Here is a 1,690-nt window from a genome sequence, read left to right on the forward strand (position 1 = left end):
ATAGACGGTAAAAACGGTATTGATGGTAAATCAATTACTGGAGGTACTGGTGCTCCAGGGGCTGGAACAGGCRMCAATGGMGATACTTATGTGAACACGACTACWGGTGAKGTTTATACAAACGTAAACGGAACCTGGACTGTAACAGGAAATATCAAAGGTCCGAAAGGAGACAATGGTATAGACGGTAAAAACGGTATTGATGGTAAATCAATTACTGGAGGTACTGGTGCTCCAGGGGCTGGAACAGGCAACAATGGAGATACTTATGTGAACACGACTACTGGTGAGGTTTATACAAACGTAAACGGAACCTGGACTGTAACAGGAAATATCAAAGGTCCGAAAGGAGACAATGGTATAGACGGTAAAAACGGTATTGATGGTAAATCAATTACTGGAGGTACYGGTGCTCCAGGGGCTGGAACAGGCGCCAATGGCGATACTTATGTGAACACGACTACAGGTGATGTTTATACGAATGTAAACGGAACCTGGACTGTAACAGGAAATATCAAAGGTCCGAAAGGAGACAATGGTATAGACGGTAAAAACGGTATTGATGGTAAATCAATTACTGGAGGTATTGGTGCTCCAGGGGCTGGAACAGGCGCCAATGGCGATACTTATGTGAACACCACTACTGGTGATGTTTATACAAACGTAAACGGTACCTGGACTGTAACAGGAAATATTAAAGGTCCGAAAGGAGACAATGGTATAGACGGTAAAAACGGTATTGATGGTAAATCAATTACGGGTGGTACTGGTGCTCCTGGAGCTGGAACAGGCGCCAATGGCGATACTTATGTGAACACGACTACTGGTGAGGTTTATACGAATGTAAACGGTACCTGGACTGTAACAGGAAATATTAAAGGTCCAAAAGGGGATAACGGTGTTGACGGTAAATCAATTACTGGAGGTACTGGTGCTCCAGGGGCTGGAACAGGCAACAATGGAGATACTTATGTGAACACGACTACAGGTGATGTTTATACAAACGTAAACGGAACCTGGACTGTAACAGGAAATATCAAAGGTCCGAAAGGAGACAATGGTATAGACGGTAAAAACGGTATTGATGGTAAATCAATTACTGGAGGTACCGGTGCTCCAGGGGCTGGAACAGGCGCCAATGGCGATACTTATGTGAACACGACTACAGGTGATGTTTATACAAACGTAAACGGAACCTGGACTGTAACAGGAAATATCAAAGGTCCGAAAGGAGACGATGGTATAGACGGTAAAAACGGTATTGATGGTAAATCAATTACTGGAGGTACTGGTGCTCCAGGGGCTGGAACAGGCGCCAATGGCGATACTTATGTGAACACGACTACAGGTGATGTTTATACAAACGTAAACGGTACCTGGACTGTAACAGGAAATATCAAAGGTCCGAAAGGAGACAATGGTATAGACGGTAAAAACGGTATTGATGGTAAATCAATTACTGGAGGTACTGGTGCTCCAGGGGCTGGAACAGGCGCCAATGGCGATACTTATGTGAACACGACTACAGGTGATGTTTATACAAACGTAAACGGAACCTGGACTGTAACAGGAAATATCAAAGGTCCGAAAGGAGACAATGGTATAGACGGTAAAAACGGTATTGATGGTAAATCAATTACTGGAGGTACTGGTGCTCCAGGGGCTGGAACAGGCAACAATGGAGATACTT

At 44.3% G+C, this 1,690-nt stretch carries 1 protein-coding gene; it reads left to right on the forward strand.

Going from position 1 to position 1,690, the window contains the following annotated elements:
* Positions 1-1,690 (forward strand): beta strand repeat-containing protein (locus FA047_RS20595; RefSeq protein WP_205943368.1); only part of this gene is annotated, 1,690 nt, incomplete at both ends.

The organism is Pedobacter frigoris (assembly GCF_005116445.1).
Classification (GTDB): domain Bacteria; phylum Bacteroidota; class Bacteroidia; order Sphingobacteriales; family Sphingobacteriaceae; genus Pedobacter; species Pedobacter frigoris.